The 16,264-nt window shown below is 72.0% G+C and carries 12 protein-coding genes; 10 read left to right on the top strand and 2 right to left on the bottom strand.

The genetic code is table 11. The features are described 5' to 3' along the window. The first annotated feature begins 69 nt into the window (after nucleotides 1–69). Entirely contained in the window at nucleotides 70–969 is a 900-nt protein-coding gene (locus CFW40_RS30460; RefSeq protein WP_088801001.1) for a class I SAM-dependent methyltransferase, read from the top strand. A gap of 97 nt (nucleotides 970–1,066) precedes the next feature. On the opposite strand, the gene CFW40_RS38765 is transcribed toward CFW40_RS30460, so the two are convergent. After that, entirely contained in the window at nucleotides 1,067–2,443 is a 1,377-nt protein-coding gene (locus tag CFW40_RS38765; protein ID WP_305523230.1) for a CdaR family transcriptional regulator, read from the bottom strand. 194 nt (nucleotides 2,444–2,637) lie between these two features. Between CFW40_RS38765 and CFW40_RS30450 the strand changes: the two genes are divergently transcribed. Further along, nucleotides 2,638–4,152 (top strand): hypothetical protein, encoded by a 1,515-nt coding sequence (locus CFW40_RS30450; RefSeq protein ID WP_088800999.1) that lies wholly within the window; start codon nucleotides 2,638–2,640, stop codon nucleotides 4,150–4,152. A 111-nt stretch (nucleotides 4,153–4,263) separates the two neighbouring features. Here CFW40_RS30450 and CFW40_RS30445 read toward each other — a convergent pair whose 3' ends face one another. Next, nucleotides 4,264–4,842 carry a DUF6314 family protein gene (locus tag CFW40_RS30445; protein WP_220457244.1) on the bottom strand — a complete coding sequence of 193 codons (579 nt, stop codon included), beginning with the start codon at nucleotides 4,840–4,842 and terminating at the stop codon, nucleotides 4,264–4,266. Nucleotides 4,843–5,071: 229 nt separating this feature from the next. Between CFW40_RS30445 and CFW40_RS30435 the strand changes: the two genes are divergently transcribed. The 8 genes from CFW40_RS30435 to CFW40_RS30400 all read left to right on the top strand — a co-directional run bounded on the left by CFW40_RS30435 (nucleotide 5,072) and on the right by CFW40_RS30400 (nucleotide 16,219). Next, nucleotides 5,072–6,541 (top strand): aldehyde dehydrogenase family protein, encoded by a 1,470-nt coding sequence (locus tag CFW40_RS30435; RefSeq protein WP_088800998.1) that lies wholly within the window; start codon nucleotides 5,072–5,074, stop codon nucleotides 6,539–6,541. Next, complete coding sequence (locus CFW40_RS30430; protein WP_088800997.1) at nucleotides 6,538–8,112, top strand: APC family permease; 1,575 nt, start codon at nucleotides 6,538–6,540, stop codon at nucleotides 8,110–8,112. The genes CFW40_RS30435 and CFW40_RS30430 overlap by 4 nt, the downstream gene beginning before the upstream one ends. A 15-nt stretch (nucleotides 8,113–8,127) precedes the next feature. Then, nucleotides 8,128–9,690 (top strand): GMC family oxidoreductase, encoded by a 1,563-nt coding sequence (locus tag CFW40_RS30425; protein WP_088800996.1) that lies wholly within the window; start codon nucleotides 8,128–8,130, stop codon nucleotides 9,688–9,690. A gap of 398 nt (nucleotides 9,691–10,088) precedes the next feature. Further along, nucleotides 10,089–11,036, top strand: a complete 948-nt coding sequence (locus CFW40_RS30420) for a MurR/RpiR family transcriptional regulator (RefSeq protein ID WP_088800995.1) — start codon at nucleotides 10,089–10,091, stop codon at nucleotides 11,034–11,036. Between the two features lie 105 nt (nucleotides 11,037–11,141). Next, on the top strand, nucleotides 11,142–12,620 hold the full coding sequence (locus tag CFW40_RS30415) for an APC family permease (RefSeq protein ID WP_256331199.1): 1,479 nt from the start codon (nucleotides 11,142–11,144) through the stop codon (nucleotides 12,618–12,620). Next, nucleotides 12,617–13,924, top strand: a complete 1,308-nt coding sequence (locus CFW40_RS30410; protein ID WP_088800994.1) for a glutamine synthetase family protein — start codon at nucleotides 12,617–12,619, stop codon at nucleotides 13,922–13,924. The genes CFW40_RS30415 and CFW40_RS30410 overlap by 4 nt, the downstream gene beginning before the upstream one ends. Next, nucleotides 13,914–15,062 (top strand): amidohydrolase family protein, encoded by a 1,149-nt coding sequence (locus tag CFW40_RS30405; protein ID WP_088800993.1) that lies wholly within the window; start codon nucleotides 13,914–13,916, stop codon nucleotides 15,060–15,062. Before CFW40_RS30410 ends, CFW40_RS30405 begins: the two co-directional genes overlap by 11 nt. Continuing rightward, nucleotides 15,059–16,219, top strand: a complete 1,161-nt coding sequence (locus CFW40_RS30400; protein WP_088800992.1) for a M20 family metallopeptidase — start codon at nucleotides 15,059–15,061, stop codon at nucleotides 16,217–16,219. The genes CFW40_RS30405 and CFW40_RS30400 overlap by 4 nt, the downstream gene beginning before the upstream one ends. The last annotated feature ends 45 nt before the right edge of the window (nucleotides 16,220–16,264 follow it).

Below are 16,264 nucleotides of genomic sequence, written 5' to 3'. Positions count from 1 at the left end.
TAAGGGCACCGAGGGGCCCGCGCCCGGCCGTACTGGCCGGCTCCCCCACCCGGCCGGTACAAGAGAGGGATGACCACAGAGCAGAGTGAGCTGTCGAACGCCCCGGGGGCATCACCCCTCACCGCGGGACCCACCGCCGAGGAGCCCACCACCGAGGAGATGGTGCGTGCCAACCAGGCGAATTGGGATGCCCGTACGCCGGTCCATGTGGCCAGCCAGTTCTACGGCCTGGACGGTTCCCGGACCGCCGAGGACTGGTTCGCGCCGTTCGAGTGGACGGATCTGGGCGAGCTGGCCGGGCGGGACGTCCTGCATCTGCAGTGCCATCTGGGCACCGAGACCGCCGCGTTCGCCGAGCGGGGCGCGCGTACGGTGGGGCTCGACTTCTCCGCGGCGGCGGTCGCGGAGGCGCGGCGGCTGGCCGAGGAGGGCGGCCGGAGTGTGGAGTTCGTCCGGTCCGATGTGCACCGGGCCGTGGAGGCGCTGGGTGAGCGCCGGTTCGATGTGATCTACACGGGCAAGGGCGCGCTGTGCTATCTCCCCGATCTGGCCACCTGGGCCGGGATCGTCAGTGCGCTGCTCCGGCCCGGCGGGACGTTCTACCTCGTCGAGTTCCATCCCCTGCTCGACTCCCTGGGGCCGACGCCGAGCCCGGACCGGCAGCAACTCCAGCTCCATCACGACTACTTGGGCGGCCGCGGTCCGCTCAGGAGCGATACCCCGTCCACGTACACCGACGGTCCGCCGGTACAGGGGGCCACGACGAGTTACGAGTGGCGGCACGGGCTCGGGGAGGTCATCTCCGCCGTGATCGGGGCGGGGCTGACCGTGGAACTGGTCCGGGAGACCGAGCTGCTGCCCTGGAAGCGGTTCGACGCCATGGTGCCGTCCGAGAACGGCTGGTGGCGCCTCCCGCCATCGGAGCCCATCATTCCGCTGCTGTATGCGCTGCGGGCGGTCAAGGCCTGAGCCGCCGGCCGGCACGGGCGCCCGGCGACCCGGTAGTCCGGCCGCCCGTCGGCCCGAGCCGGTCGGTACCGGGTCCGGCGGGCGCCTCATGAGACTTCTAGCTCGTCGGCCCGTGGATCCTGCGGTGTGTCAGCGCCCACCAGACCTCCGCCAGATCGGCCGGGTCACGGAGGCTGGTGCCGGTGATCTCCTCGAAGCGCCGCAGACGGTTGCGCAGGGTGTTGGGGTGGACGTAGAGGGTCCGCGCGGCGGCTTCCAGACGCAGCCCCTGCTGCAGATAGGCGGCAGCGGCCTCCTCCAACTGGGTGCCGTCCTCGCCCCGTTCGGCCAGCGGCGCCAGGCGGAGTCCCACCAGTTGTTCCCCCAGGGCCGGGAGCGCCACGACCGTCGCCCGCAGCCCCAGCTCCTCACGGGTGAACGCCCCGACGAGTCCGAAACCGACGGCGGCCCGGAGCGCCTGGGTCGCCCGGGTGAACTCCGCGGCGAGTCCGGACGCGGGTGCCGGGGCGCCGAGCCCCAGGATCAGACCGCGGCACAGTCCATCCGGTCGCCCCGTCAGCAGCCCCGCCACCTCCCGGTCCACGGTCGTGACCAGAGGTTTCCCGGTCTCGTCCAGGGCGAGCCAGGGGCGCAGCAGGGCGGTGATCCGGTCGAAGGCGCGGTCGCCGGGGCCGGGGTGGGCGCCGGCCTGCGGGGCGGGTCCGGGCTCCGGGGTGCGGTCCGGTGCGCCGGGCGAGGGCTCCTCGGGCAGGCGCGCGCGGAAGGGCAGACGGAGCGCACTGTGGTCGTACCCGCCCTCCGTGGCGGCCTCGTCATGGGGGTAGCCGCCGGCGCGGTGCCCGTCATCGGGGTAGCCGCAGGCGCGGTGGCCCTCGCCGGTGCCGCCGTGGGCCGGCCCGGGGTCCCACGCACCGCCCGGAAGACCGGCGGCGCCCCACCGCACCTCGCCGAGCAGCAGGGCGCGGACCAGCGCCGCGCGCCGACGGTCCGTCATCGATTCGCCCTGGGTTCCCACGACCCGGTAACTGCGCACGATGCGCAGGGTGTTGGCGTCGGCCCAGGCACGCAGCGTCTCGGCGATCGGAAGCAGGTCCTCGGCGGTGCCGCGCCGGGCCGCCATCTCCTCGCCGAACCGCCGCCAGACGATATCCGTGCCGATCCGGTAGGCGGAGATGATGTCCTCGGCGGGCAGTGAGCGCGCCAGGGCCGTCACCTCGTCGAGGTGGGCCTCCGGGATGCCGTACGCCAGCCCGTCGCCCTGTCCCTGCGGTGTCCTGCGCTTCTCGGACCAGCGCTGCACCAGCGACAGGCCGTTGCGCAGGGACGCCTGCACCCGTGGCCGGAGCTGTTCCGCCGACAGTGCCGCATAGGAGGGGAGTTGGGCCCGGAGGCCGCCGATGACCTCGTCGGTGAGGGCGCCGATCCCGGCGTGCAGCGCGGCGACGGCCTCCGGCACCGTTGTGGAAGTCTCCACCCGTCCCCTCCCGACTCGGTGTCTTTCCCCATGGCGAAAGCGATCATTCGTCGCCATGCTACGAGGAAGCCGCCCGAACCCCTACAGATGTTCGATCCTGGACGACTTTTCCCCGGCCGTCCGGTATTCGTTCGGCGTTCGGCGCCCGGCCCCGCTGTTCCTCCCCGACACCCCCCGCACCACCAAGGAATCCCATGGCTGTTTCCTGGCGCCGTATCGCGGTGCCCGCCGCCGCGGTCGGCGTACTCGTCCCCGCGGCCCTCGGCACCCATGCGCTGCTCTCGGGCCCCGACACCCCCCGCACGTCCTCGGCCGGCATACCGGCCACCGGGGCGACGGTCCCCGGTGCCGTGCCGGACGATGCGCGGGCCTCCGGTCCTGAAGGCGGTGCCGCGGTCGCCAGGCCGTCCGAGGCGCCGACCCGTACGGGCAATTCGGTCTCCGTGCAGCTCTCGTCGTACGACGCGCACCGCAAGCAGGCGGAGCTCAAGCCGTCCGCCGGAAAGACCGTACGGACCGGTGATGTGATCGCCGCCGCGCCCAACCGGCACGCCCCCTCGGGTGCGCTGTTCAAGGTCGGCAAGGTCACCGGCTCCCACGACGGCAAGGTCCGGGTGACCACCGCTCCCGCGACGCTCTCGGAGCTGCTGGGCGATCAGAAGGTGGACCAGCGCACGGCGTTGCGGCCCGGTGAGGTCTCGGTCAGGCCGCTCTCCTCGGGTGTCACCGTGCACAAGCCCGCTTCCGGCACCGGTGCGGACGACGGCCCGGCCACTGGGTCCGGCGGTCCCCACCCGCCGTCGGGCACCCCTGACGCCACCGCCACCGGCTCCCCGAGCCCGTCGGCATCCTCCTCCGGGGTCCGCACCCAGCTCGTTCCTTCCGATAAGCGCCCCACCCCCACCCCCTCCGCCGGCACGCTGTCGCCCGACGCGCGCAAGGCGCTCACCACCCTGCGGCTGGGCGTCAATGTGCCGCTGCCCAAGGGCGTGGAGGCGACCGGTAAGTCTCCCGCGCGGCTGGCCGGTGAGGTGACGTTCCGGCCCGAGCTGATCTTCCAGTACGAGAAGCGCGGCGGGCTGAACCTGCTGCCGCAGCGCGCGGCCATCGGCCTCGGCGGCTCGTACGGGTACGGCTGGCAGGTGCACGGCAAGGTCCGCAAGACCGCTGACACCGGACAGATCGCGGTGCCGCTGGCGGCGGTCACCGGACGGCACGTCTTCTGGGTGGGCCCGGTCCCCGTCGTGGTCAGCACCGAGGTCACCTTCACCTACCGCTTCACCGCGGGCGGCCGCATCGTGCTCGACGCCGACCAGCGCACCTCCGGTGCGTTCGCCGTCGGTGCGAAGTACGACCGGCAGCACGGGTGGCAGCCGCTGCACGAGGCGTACCAGCAGACGAAGGGGGCGACTCCCCGCGTCGAGGGTGCGGCCTCCGCGACGGCCCGCGTCGGGACGCGCGCCGAGGTGTTCCTCTACGACACCGCGGGCGTCGGCGGTGAACTCTCCGTCCACCTCACCGGACGTGCCGCGGCGGCCAGTGACGGCGGTGCCCCGGCGTGGGAACTGCGCGCGGGGTACGACCTCAAGACCGAGCTGATGCTGCAGCTGAAGATCTTCGGTATTCAGATCGCCGATCTGCGCACCACTCCGTTCGCGCTGCACGACGAGCGCAAGCTCTTCGGACGCGGGAAGCTGCCCGCCGCCTGAGCCATCGCTCCGCCCACACCGGACGGCGCCGCCGGGGACATCCGTGCCCGGCGGCGCCGTCCGTGCGTCCGCGTACCGGCCGGTGGCCGCCCGCGTCCGGCGCCGCCGCTCTCACCTCAGCCGTCGGTACGCCGAGCGCAGCAGCTGCTCCTTCGCCGGCCCGCCGACCCGCCACTCCAGATGCCAGGTGTCCGCCCCGGTGACGGTGAACGTGCCCTCGTAGCGGTCCTCGGCGCAGGGGTGGACGGCACGCCAGAGGCCGGTCCTGAGATCGAGGTCGTGGAAGGGCCGGCCGTCGGCGAAGCCGATCTCGGCGGTGCCGGCCGGGCGGGGCCGCAGTCGCAGGGTGCGGCTCGCCGGATACACCGCGGCGCCCCACCGCAGTTGGCCCTCCTCGACGTGCAGCAGCCCCTCCCCCGCCGGGTCGGGCCGGAACTCGGCGGTCCCGCGGAAGCTGCCCTCGGTGCCGGTCCGAAGGTCGCACACGGTGCGCTCGATGCCCCAGCGGCCCAAGAGGTACGCCGCGGCATCGGGGACCGGGTGCGGGGACGTTTCGCCGACCGGCTCCGGCTCCGGCTCCGGCTCCGGCTCCGGCTCCGGCTCCGGCTCCGGCTCCGGCTCCGGGGAACGTATCGGCTCCGGGGCCCGCCCCGGCTCCTGCCTCTGCCCCCGGTCCAGCTCGCTGCCCATCCCTCCATTCTCCCGTGCGCCCGCGGGCGTCACTCCGTCGGCCCCGCCCGGCGGCGCTCTCCTCTCCCCCGGCCCCTCGTACCGTGCGGAGCCGCACCGCCCGTCTTACTCTCGGTTCAGTGATCGTCACCGAGGCCCGCACGGCGGCCGCCCGTCGGCCCGATGCCGTCGGCCGGGCACCGCGGCCGACGCTGCCGCCTCGTACGAGCCGGAGACCGGAGGCACCACCATGCCGGAGCTGTTCATCGGCGGTCAGTGGACCGCAGCGGCCGACGGGCAGGTGCGCGAGATCCGCTGTCCGGCGGACGGCACGCTGGTCGCGACCGTCGACGAGGGCGGGCCGAAGGACGTGGCGGCGGCGATCGGTGCCGCCCGGACGGCCTTCGACGACGGGCCCTGGCCGCGGACACCGGCGGCCGAGCGCGGCCGGCTGGTGCTACGCGTCGCCGAACTGCTGGAGCGCGACAAGGACGCGCTGGCCAGGGCCGAGTCGCTGGACACCGGCAAGCGGCTGGTCGAGAGCGCCTACGACATGGAGGACATCGCCAACTGCTTCCGCCACTTCGGCAACCTCGGCGCGGCCGGTGGGACCGACCGGGTGGTGGACGCCGGCACCCCGGAGATCGCCAGTTCGGTGCGGCACGAACCGGTCGGCGTCTGTGCGCTGATCACCCCGTGGAACTACCCGCTGCTGCAAACCGCCTGGAAGGTCGCCCCCGCCCTGGTCACGGGCAACACCTTCATCCTGAAGCCCAGTGAGCTCACCCCGCACACCGCCATTCACCTGATGCGGCTGCTGGCCGAGGCCGGGCTGCCGGACGGCGCGGCCAATCTGGTGCTGGGCACCGGCCCGGTGGTGGGCGCGCCGCTGACCGAGGACCCCCGGGTGGACATGGTGTCGTTCACCGGCGGCCTGCTCACCGGCCGGCGCATCATGGCCGCCGCGGCGCCCACGGTGAAGAAGATCGCGTTGGAGCTGGGCGGCAAGAACCCCAACATCGTCTTCGCGGACGCCGATTTCGACACCGCCGTCGACTACGCCCTGATGGCGGTGTTCCTGCACTCCGGGCAGGTCTGCTCGGCGGGCGCCCGGCTGCTCGTCCAGGAAGAGCTGCACGATGCGTTCGTCGACGAACTGGTCTCCCGCGCCCAGCGGATCCGGCTCGGCGGGCCGTTCGACGAGCATGCCAGGACCGGCCCGCTGATCTCGGCCGCGCACCTCGCGAAGATCGAGGCGTATGTGGCGGCGGGGCTCGACGAGGGCGCCGTCCTGCTCTGCGGCGGCGCCCGGCCCGACGATCCGTCGCTGGCCAACGGGTTCTACTACCTGCCGACCGTGCTGGACGAGTGCACCCCGGACATGACCGTCGTGCGCGACGAGAGCTTCGGCCCGGTACTGACCGTCGAGCGCTTCCGCACCGAGGACGAGGCGGTCTCGCTCGCCAACGACACGGTGTACGGGCTGGCCGGGGCGGTCTGGACGCAGGACAGCGGGCGCGCGCACCGGGTCGCCGCCCGGCTGCGGGCGGGCACGGTATGGATCAACGACTTCCATCCCTATGTGCCGCAGGCGGAGTGGGGCGGGATGAAGCAGTCGGGCATCGGGCGCGAGCTGGGGCCCGCGGGACTGGCCGAGTACCAGGAGGCCAAGCACGTCTGGCGCAATACCGCGCCACGTCCGCAGAGGTGGTTCGAGTGACCGATCCCGCAGCGTCCCGGCCCGATTCCGGGGCCGGCCACGGGCACGACGACGAGGCGATCGCCGAACTCGGCTACAAGCCGGAACTCAAGCGCACCCTGGGCAACTTCCACACCTTCGCCGCCGGCATCAGCTATATCTCCATCCTCACCGGCACCTTCCAGCTCTTCTACTTCGGTATCGCCCACGGCGGCCCGGCGTACTGGTGGTCCTGGCCGATGGTCTTCCTCGGGCAGCTGATGGTGGCGCTGTGCTTCTGCGAGCTGGCCGCCCGCTATCCGGTGGCCGGGTCGGTCTACAACTGGTCCAAGAAGCTCGGCGGCCCGCACATCGGCTGGCTCGGCGGCTGGATGATGCTGACCGCCACCATGGTGTCGCTGTCCGCGGTGGCGCTGGCGTACCAGGTGACGCTGCCGCAGATCTCGTCGTGGTTCCAGTTCATCGGCGACGGCACCGGCCAGTCCGCGGCCGAGAACGCCGTGGTGCTCGGCACGATCCTGATCACCTTCACCACCCTGGTGAACGCCTTCGGGGTCAAGCTGATGGCACGGATCAACTCCGCGGGCGTGGCGATCGAGCTGATCGCCGCCATCGTTCTGGTCCTTCTCCTCGCCGCGCACGTCACCCGCGGCCCCGACGTGGTGCTCAACACCTTCGGTCTGGGCAGCGGCCAGAACCTCGGCTACTTCGGCGCGTTCCTGACCGCGTCCCTGGCCTCTGCCTACGTCATGTACGGCTTCGACACCGCCTCCTCGCTCGGTGAGGAGTCCAAGGACCCCGGCCGCAACGCCCCCCGCGCCATCCTGCGGGCACTGGTCGCGTCCTTCCTCATCGGCGGTCTGATCCTCCTCTTCGCCCTGCTCTCGGTGCCCGATCTGCACTCCGCGAAGCTGTCCGTGGACGGCCTGCAGTACGTGGTGCTCTCCACGCTCGGCTCGACCGTCGGGCAGATCGTGCTCTGGTGTGTGGTCATCGCGATCACCGTGTGCGAGCTGGCGGTGCACACCGCGGGCATCCGGCTGGCGTTCGCGATGGCCCGGGACAACAACCTCCCGGCCGCCTCGCTGCTCGCCAAGGTCAGCCCGCGCTTCCAGACGCCGGTACTGCCGGCCGTGATCATCGGCCTGGTGGCGATCGGCATCCTCCTCATCAACGTCAACCAGCCGCAGATCTTCTCGGTGATCACCAGCATCGCGATCATCATGATCTATCTGGCCTACCTGGCGGTCACCCTGCCGATGCTGTTCCAGCGGCTGCGCGGCAAGTGGACTCCGGCCCGGGGGAGGTTCAGCCTGGGCAAGTTCGGCATCCCGGTCAACATCCTCGCCGTGCTCTGGGGCTTCGGCATGTCCCTCAACCTCGCCTGGCCGCGCGCCGCGGTGTACAACGCGACCGGCCCGCAGCACTGGTACCTGCGCTGGGGCGCCTTCTTGTTCATCGGTGTCGTGGCGATCGGCGGGTTCACCTACTACTGGTTCGTCCAGCGCAAGCGCACCGGAGTCCTGGCCATGCACGCCGCCGTCGCCCCCGGCAGCGGCGGGCCGGGCAACAGCAACGCCCCCACCCCCTGATCAGGAGACGGCGCGATGTCCCAACAGGCCCCTGTGGACGAGTTCGACTACGTCGTGGTCGGCGGTGGCACGGCCGGCGCCGTCGTGGCGGCCCGGCTCAGCGAGGACCCGACGGCCACCGTCTGCCTGCTGGAGGCCGGCCCCTCCGACGTCGGCGACGAGAACGTGCTGCGCCTGGACCGCTGGATGGGACTGCTGGAGTCCGGCTACGACTGGGACTACCCGGTCGAACCGCAGGAGAACGGCAACAGCTTCATGCGGCACGCCCGCGCCAAGGTGCTCGGCGGCTGCTCCTCGCACAACTCCTGTATCGCCTTCTGGGCCCCGGCCGAGGACCTTGACGAATGGGCCGCGATGGGCTGTACGGGCTGGAGCGCGGCCGACTGCTTCCCGCTCTACCAGCGGCTGGAGAGCAACGACGCCCCAGGCGACCACCACGGCCGCAGCGGTCCGGTCACCCTGCGCACCGTCCCGCCCCACGACCCGTGCGGGGTGGCGCTCCTGGAGGCCTGCGTCGCGGCCGGCATCCCGACCACACCGTTCAACACCGGTCAGACCGTCGTCCGGGGCGCGAACTGGTTCCAGATCAACTGCCGCCCGGACGGCACCCGTTCGTCCGCTTCGGTGTCCTACCTCCACCCGCTCATGGGCACCCGCCGGAACCTGGAGGTGCGCACCGGACTCCAGGCCAAGCGCCTGAATTTCGACTCCGCCCGGCACTGCACCGGCGTGGACTACCTCGCCCCCGACCTGATCCACACCCGCACCGTCAACGCCCGCCGCGAGACCGTCGTCTGCTGCGGCGCCATCGACTCCCCGAAACTCCTCATGCTCTCCGGTATCGGCCCGGCCACCCATCTGCGGGCCACCGGTGTCGAGCCGATCGTCGACTCCCCCGGCGTCGGCTCCCGTCTCCAGGACCACCCGGAGGGCGTGATCATGTGGAACGCCAAGCAGCCCATGGTCAACTCGTCCACCCAGTGGTGGGAGATCGGCATCTTCACGAACACCGAGCCCGGCCTCGACCGCCCGGACCTGATGTTCCACTACGGCCAGGTGCCCTTCGACATGAACACCTACCGGCACGGCTATCCCACCTCGGAGAACGCCTTCTGCCTCACCCCGAACGTCACCCGTGCACGCTCGCTGGGCACGGTGCGGCTGCGCACCCGCGACTTCCGCGACAAGCCCAAGGTCGACCCGCGGTACTTCACCCACGACCACGACATCCGCGTGATGACCCACGGCCTGCGCCTCGCCCGCGAGATCGTCTCCCAGGCGCCCATGGTCCAGTGGGCCGGTACCGAACTCGCCCCCGGCCCGTCGACCCACTCCGATGCCGACCTGTTCGACTACATCCGCGCCACGCACAACACGGTCTACCACCCCGCGTGCACCGTTCAGATGGGTGCCCCCGATGATCAGGCGACGCCCCTCGACCCCCACTTGCGCGTGAAGGGCGTGACCGGCCTGCGGGTGGCCGACGCTTCGGTGATGCCGTTCCTGCCGGCTGTGAACCCCTGTATCACCACGATGATGATCGGGGAGAAGTGTGCGGATCTGATGCGCAGCGACTGATCGACGCGCAGCGGCTCCACGCACACCGACGACCTACGAGGTGGGCTCCCTTCGCCGGCATTGTCCGGATCAGGTGCTAGGGGTCGCCGTCCGGTCTTCCAACCTTCCGGCCTCTCAGCCCGGCCTTTCTTCACGTCCTCGGCGGCAACCAGAGTTGCCTTCCCCGAGGCCAGTCCGGTCGGACTCCCTCGCTCGCCCCGTAGGCCTAGATTCAGGGTACTCCCCCACAAAGGGGATGGAACAGGTTATTCACACTTTTTCTCGGCCGGACCGGATCACCGCGCCGAAGCCGCGCACGAAGGGCGAGGCGGGCCTCGAAACCCCGTGGTCCACCGCGGCGCCCGGTTTCCCGGCTGTGTCACGATCGTCGCGTCACGCAGGCCGGAGAGGGGACGCGCATGGCTGGTCGGGCCGCAGAGCACAGCAAGCACACGGAAGGCGGCACGGAGCCGGAGCCGGCGGAGCGGGACGCCGGCTCAGGGGCGGACACCGGCTCGGGGACGACCGTGGCCGAGCGGGTGCGGCAGGTCGAGGGCGGCCTGTCTCCCGCCGAGCGGAAGATCGCCCGGGCGCTGACGGCCAACTACCCGGCGGCCGGCCTGGAGTCCGCCTCGGGGCTCGCCTCCCAGGCCGGCGTCAGTGCACCCACCGTGGTGCGGTTCGTCGCCCGGCTCGGCTTCGAGGGCTACCGGCACTTCCAGCAGTCGCTGCGCGAGGAGGTGCAGGCACGCCACGCCTCGCCGCTGACCCTGGCGCCCGTGATCGGCGCGGACTCCCCCACCTCCGAACTGGTCGAGGCGGCGCAGCAGGTGAGCAGCGCGACGCTGAGCCAGACCTTCACCGCCCTCCCCGAGCAGGAGTTCGACCAAGCGGTCGGTTTGATCTGTGACCCGGCCAAACGGATTGCCTGCTTCGGCGGGCGCTTTTCGCAGCTCCTGGCCGAATACCTCGACCTGCATCTGCGGCTGCTGCGCCCGGGGACCCTCCTGCACACCGCGGCACCGGGGCGCGATGCGGGATTCCGCCTCGACCTGAGCCGACGGGATGTGTGCGTGGTCTTCGACTTCCGCCGCTACCAGGACGACACCGTGCGGCTCGCCCGGCACGCGCACGAACGCGGGGCCAAGGTCGTACTGTTCACCGACCCGTGGCTCTCACCGGTGGCCGAGTTCGCCGATGCGGTGCTCCCGGCCCGCGTCGAGGCACCGAGTCCATTCGACAGCATCGCCGCCCCCCTGGCACTCGTCGACGCCCTGGTCGCCGCGGTGCATGCACGCCTGGGAGCGGCGGCCGACGAGCGGATGCGGGCCGCGGAGGAGGAGTGGTCCGGAGAGGCCGAAGCCTGAAAAATTCATTTCAACACACCTCTTGACGCTCCACTTGTAACGAATATTTCATGAGGGTGTCTCGGGCCGCGCCCCTGCGGCCCCCCTCCTGCTCGGGAGTGTGTTGTGCCCGATCATCCTCATCCCTCACGCAAGCTGCGGCTGTGGGAAGCCCTGGCCCTCTCCGTCGGCCTCATGGGGCCGACCCTGGCGATGGGCCTCAACGGGGCCGGCGTCGCGGCCACCGTGGGCAAGGCCGTGCCCCTGGTCTTCCTGCTCGGTCTGCTCGGTGTCGGCCTCGTGGGCTACGGCTTCTGGCGGCTGACCCAGCACTTCCACCACGCCGGCTCCGTCTACGCCCTGGCCGGAGCCACCATCGGACCCCGCGCCGGCTTCTTCGGCGGGTTCGCCCTGCTCGGCACCTACCTCGCCTTCCTGGTGTGCACGCTCGCCGCGACCGGGGTCTTCGCCCACGCCTTCCTGCACGCGCTGGGCCTGGCCTCCACCGGCCCATGGGCCGCCGTCGCGGTCGTTGCCGCCCTGGGCGTCACCCTGCTCAACTCACGCGACACCCGTCGCACCGCCCGCACCCTGCTCATCACCGAAGGCATCGGCATCGCGGCCATGCTGGTCCTCGCCCTCGTCGTCATCGGGCGTACCGGCACCGGATCGGCGCCCCGCCACCAGTCCCTCGACCTGTCGGTCTTCACCCCCGGCGGAGCCTCCTTCGGCGCCGTCATGACGGCGACCGTCTTCGCCTTCCTGTCCTGGGCGGGCTTCGAGGCGTGCGCGTCACTGGGCGAGGAGACCGACGACCCCCGGCGCAACATCCCACGCGCCCTGGCGGGAAGCGTGCTGCTCACCGGCGTGCTGTACCTCCTGATGATGTTCGTCCAGACCATCGGGTTCGGCACCGACGGCAAGGGGGTGAAAGAGTTCGCCGGGGCGGAATCGGCTCTTGTGGCGCTCTCCGACGACTACCTCGGCACCTGGTTCTCGCTCGTCATCGCCTTCACCGCGGTCGCCTCCGCCTTCGCCGCCGCACTGTCCTCGTCCGCCGCCGCGGCTCGCATGGTCTCGGCGCTGGCCCGGGACGGCTTCGGTCCGGCCGGGCTCGCCCGCACCGATCCGGTCACCGGCGCCCCCACCAGGGCCCTGTGGCTGTGCGGGGCCCTGGCCGGCGCGCTCACCGCCGTCATGTACGGCCTGGGCACCACCGCCTTCGACACCTACTACTGGTACGCGACCCTCGGCGTGCTGTGCGTCCTGGTCGTCTACGCGGTCGCCGGTGCGGGCGTGATCGTCTTCACCCTCTCGCGCCGCGGCGCTATCCCCCGCCGCGAACTGGTCATCCCGCTCGCCGGTCTGGGCTACCTCTGCTTCGTCTTCTACCGGCAGTCCACCGGCCAGGACGCCCCCTACACCTACTTCCCCTGGATCGCCGCCGCCTGGTGCGCGACGGGACTCGCCGTGGTCCTGTTCGCCCCCTCGCTCGCCGGCCGCATCGGCGCCCGTCTCACCAGTGAACTGAACGGAGGCCAGGGCCCCCACCAGGAGCAGAGCCCGGAGCCTCCGGCAACCGACAGCATGAAGGTGATCTCATGACTCCCCGCGCCGACGACTACGCGACCGTCTTCGTCGCCACCTGCGATCTGGCCGGTCAGGTACGGGGACGTGCCGTACCGCCCTCGGAACACGACGCGGTCCTGCGCAGCGGCACCGGCTGGGTCCCCGCGAACCTCGCGATCTCCTCGTTCGGCCCGATCGCCCCCGACAACGTCTTCGGCTCCCGGGGTGACCTGCGGCTGGTTCCCGACGCCGGCACCGCGGTCGGCATCCCGGCGGACGGCACCGCTCCGGGGATGCTGCTCTACCTCGCCGACCAGACGCTGCCGGACGGACAGCCCTGGGCATGCTGCCCGCGCACCTTCCTGCGGGACGCCCTCGCGGAGCTGCGCGACCGCACCGGCCTGGAGGTCGTCGCCGCCTTCGAGCACGAATTCGTGCTCGAAGGCCTGCCCGCGAGTGCTCCGTTCTCGCTCCGGCGCTTCCGGGAGGCCGAACCGTTCGGATCCGATCTGGTACGGCTGCTGGAGCACGCGGGCCTCGAACCGGAGACCTGGATCCCGGAGTACTGCGACGGCCAGTTCGAGGTCACCCTGCGCCCCGCCGCTGCCGCGGTCGCGGCCGACCGGGCCGTCCTCCTCAGGGAACTCGTCCGCGACCTGGCCCGCCGCCGTGGCCTGCCCGTCACCTTCGCCCCGCTACTGGACGCCGCGGGCGTGGGCAACGGCGTTCACCTCCATCTGAGTCTGCGCGACGCCGACGGGCACCCCGCGCTGTACGACCCGCAGCGCCCCGGCCGGCTCTCCGCCCTCGGCGCCCGTTTCAGCGCCGGCGTCCTGGCCCATGCCTCGGCGCTGACGGCCCTGACCGCGCCGAGCCCGGTGTCCTTCCTGCGCCTGACCCCGGACCGCTGGAGCGCCGCCGGGGCGTTCCTGGCCGAGCGCAACCGCGAGGCGCTGCTGCGCATCTGCCCCACCACCGAGCTCGCCGGCTCCGGCCCCGCCGCCCAGTTCAACCTCGAATACCGGGCCGCCGACGCCACGGCCAACCCCTGGCTCGCCCTGGCCGTCCTCGTCCGGGCCGGTCTGGCCGGTCTCACCGGGGACTACGACGAGCCCACCGTGTGGCCGGAGGACACCGACCGGTCCGCTCTCGCGTCGGCGCCGCCCCTGCCCGCAACCCTGGAGGAGGCCCTGGAGGCCCTGGAGAAGGACCACGTCGTCCGGTCCTGGTTCGACCCACACCTGCTGGCCACGCACCTCTCGGTCAAGCGCTCCGAACTCGCCCAGCTGGACGGTCTGGACGACGCCGCACGCATTCGGAAGGTCCGCAATGTCTACTGAACGACTCCTCGCCGAGATCACCCGGCTCCCCCTGGTGGACCACCACGTCCACGGAGCCCTCCGCCACGACGCCGACCGCGGTGCCCTGGAGCAGCTGCTCACCGAGTCCGACCGCCCGATCCCGGCGTGGATGACCCAGTTCGACTCGCAGATCGGCTTCGCCGTCCGCCGCTGGTGCGCCCCGGTCCTCGGCCTCGAACCGCACGCCGACCCCGAGGCCTACCTGGCCAGGCGCTCCGCACTCGGCACCGACGAGGTCAACCGCAGACTGCTCGAAGCCTCGGGCATCGGCCACTACTTGCTGGAGACCGGCTACAAAGGGGAGGACATCCTCGGCCTCCAGGGCATGGCGGCCGCCTCAGGGCGCCCTGTCGACGAGGTGGTGCGCCTGGAAGCCGTGCTGGAGGACGTGGTGCGCGAGGGGGTCACCGCCGCCGGGCTCCCCGACCGGTTCCGGACGGCCCTGGCCGCGCGCACGGTCACCGCGGTCGGTCTCAAGAGCATCATCGCCTACCGCCACGGCTTCGACTTCGACCCCGGACGCCCCGACGACCACGAGGTGACCGCCGCCGCGGGCACCTGGCTCGCCGAGTACGAGGCCACCGGCGCCCTGCGCGTGAGCCACCCGGTACTGCTGCGCTTCGCCCTGTGGTGCGGTGTCGACCGCGGTCTGCCGATCCAACTGCACGCCGGATACGGCGACCCGGACGTCGAACTCCACCGCTGCGACCCGCTGTTGCTCACCCGGTTCATCAAGAACGTGGAACCGCACGGCACCGACCTGCTGCTGTTGCACTGCTACCCCTTCCAGCGCAACGCGGGCTACCTCGCCCAGGTGTTCCCGCACGTGTACTTCGACGTCGGCCTCGGCATCAACTACACCGGCGTACGCTCCGCCGCCGTCATCGCCGAATCACTGGAACTCGCCCCCTTCGCCAAGATCCTCTTCTCCTCCGACGCCTGGGGGCCGCCGGAACTGCACCACCTCGGCGCCCTGCTATGGCGTCGCGGCATGGCCAAGGCCATCGCCGCGTGGACCGAGAGCGGGGAGTGGGACGTCGATGAAGCGCTCAAGGTGGTGCGCATGACCGGCCACGACAACGCCCGCCGCGTCTACCGACTGGAGGACCGGGCATGACCGGCCGCCACCTGTCCGCGCTGACCGCCGCGCTCGACGAGGAGCTGCCGGCCGCCGCCGCACTGCGCCACCGCATCCACGCCCGCCCCTGCCTGTCCGGCGCCGAGGCCCCCACCCGCGACCTCGTGCTCGCCGCACTGCCCGCAGGCGCCACCACCAAGGTCGCCGACACCGGCGCCGTCGTCCGGATCGGCGGACCGGGCCCCGCCGTCGCCGTCCGCGCCGAACTCGACGCCCTCGCGGTACAGGAGATGAGCGGCGCGGCCTGGGCGTCCGCACACCCCGGCCTGATGCACGCCTGCGGCCACGACGTACACCTGGCCGCGCTCACCGCCCTGGCCCGGGCCGTCGACCGCACCGGCGGTCCGGCCCCCCTGCTGGCCGTCCTGCAACCGAGGGAGGAGACCTACCCCTCCGGCGCCCAGGACATCGTCGAGGACGGCATCCTCGACCGGGAGGAGTGCCGGGCGATGATCGGAGCGCATGTCCAGCCCCTGCTGCCGGCCGGCACCGTCGCCTGCACCCCCGGCGGCGTCAACGCCTCGTCCGACGAGTTCACGATCACGGTGCGGGGCCGCAGTGGCCACGCCGCCTACCCGCACCTCACCCGCGACCCCGTCGTCGCCCTGGCCCATCTCGTCGTCGCCCTGCAGAGCCTGGTCAGCCGCGGCACCGACCCCATGTCCCACGTCGTCCTCAGCGTCAGCACCCTCGCGGCCGGCACCGCCGCCAACGTCATCCCCGGCACCGCCGAAGCCCGCGGCACCCTGCGCGCGCTGGGCAGCGGTGACCGCGAGATGCTGCACACCCGGCTGGCGGAGGTCGCCGCACTGGTGGCACAGACCCATGGCTGCACCGCGCAGACGGACATCATCCGCGGCGAGCCCGTGCTCGACAACGACCCGGCGCTGACCGCCGCCACCAGACCGCTGCTCGGCAGGCTCGGTCTGAGCGCCGGTGACGACCTGCGCTCCGCCGGCTCCGACGACTTCTCCTTCTTCTGCGCACAGCTGCCGTCGCTGATGCTGTTCGTCGGCACCCACGGCGGCACCGAACAACTGCACTCGCCCACGTTCCTGCCCCCCGACGAGCGGATCCGCGACGTCGCCCACGCCATGCTCGCCGGCTACCTGGCCGCCGCGGAACCACTCGCCTGAACTCCGGTGCGCCTCCGCACCCTTCGCGCCCTTCGCGCCCTTCCC

Source organism: Streptomyces sp. 2114.4, from assembly GCF_900187385.1.
GTDB classification, from domain to species: Bacteria; Actinomycetota; Actinomycetes; order Streptomycetales; family Streptomycetaceae; genus Streptomyces; species Streptomyces mooreae.
Note: the sequence above shows the minus strand (reverse complement) of the source record. Positions and strands in the feature narration are given on the sequence as shown.

Excerpts from the sequence above, each read along its gene's own strand:
- CFW40_RS30425 (WP_088800996.1), top strand. The coding sequence starts at position 8,128 with ATGTCCCAACAGGCCCCTGTGGACGAGTTCGACTACGTCGTGGTCGGC.
- CFW40_RS30450 (WP_088800999.1), top strand. The coding sequence starts at position 2,638 with ATGGCTGTTTCCTGGCGCCGTATCGCGGTGCCCGCCGCCGCGGTCGGC.
- CFW40_RS30405 (WP_088800993.1), top strand. The coding sequence starts at position 13,914 with ATGTCTACTGAACGACTCCTCGCCGAGATCACCCGGCTCCCCCTGGTG.
- CFW40_RS30435 (WP_088800998.1), top strand. The coding sequence starts at position 5,072 with ATGCCGGAGCTGTTCATCGGCGGTCAGTGGACCGCAGCGGCCGACGGG.
- CFW40_RS30445 (WP_220457244.1), bottom strand. The coding sequence starts at position 4,842 with ATGGGCAGCGAGCTGGACCGGGGGCAGAGGCAGGAGCCGGGGCGGGCC.
- CFW40_RS30400 (WP_088800992.1), top strand. The coding sequence starts at position 15,059 with ATGACCGGCCGCCACCTGTCCGCGCTGACCGCCGCGCTCGACGAGGAG.
- CFW40_RS30410 (WP_088800994.1), top strand. The coding sequence starts at position 12,617 with ATGACTCCCCGCGCCGACGACTACGCGACCGTCTTCGTCGCCACCTGC.
- CFW40_RS30420 (WP_088800995.1), top strand. The coding sequence starts at position 10,089 with ATGGCTGGTCGGGCCGCAGAGCACAGCAAGCACACGGAAGGCGGCACG.
- CFW40_RS30460 (WP_088801001.1), top strand. The coding sequence starts at position 70 with ATGACCACAGAGCAGAGTGAGCTGTCGAACGCCCCGGGGGCATCACCC.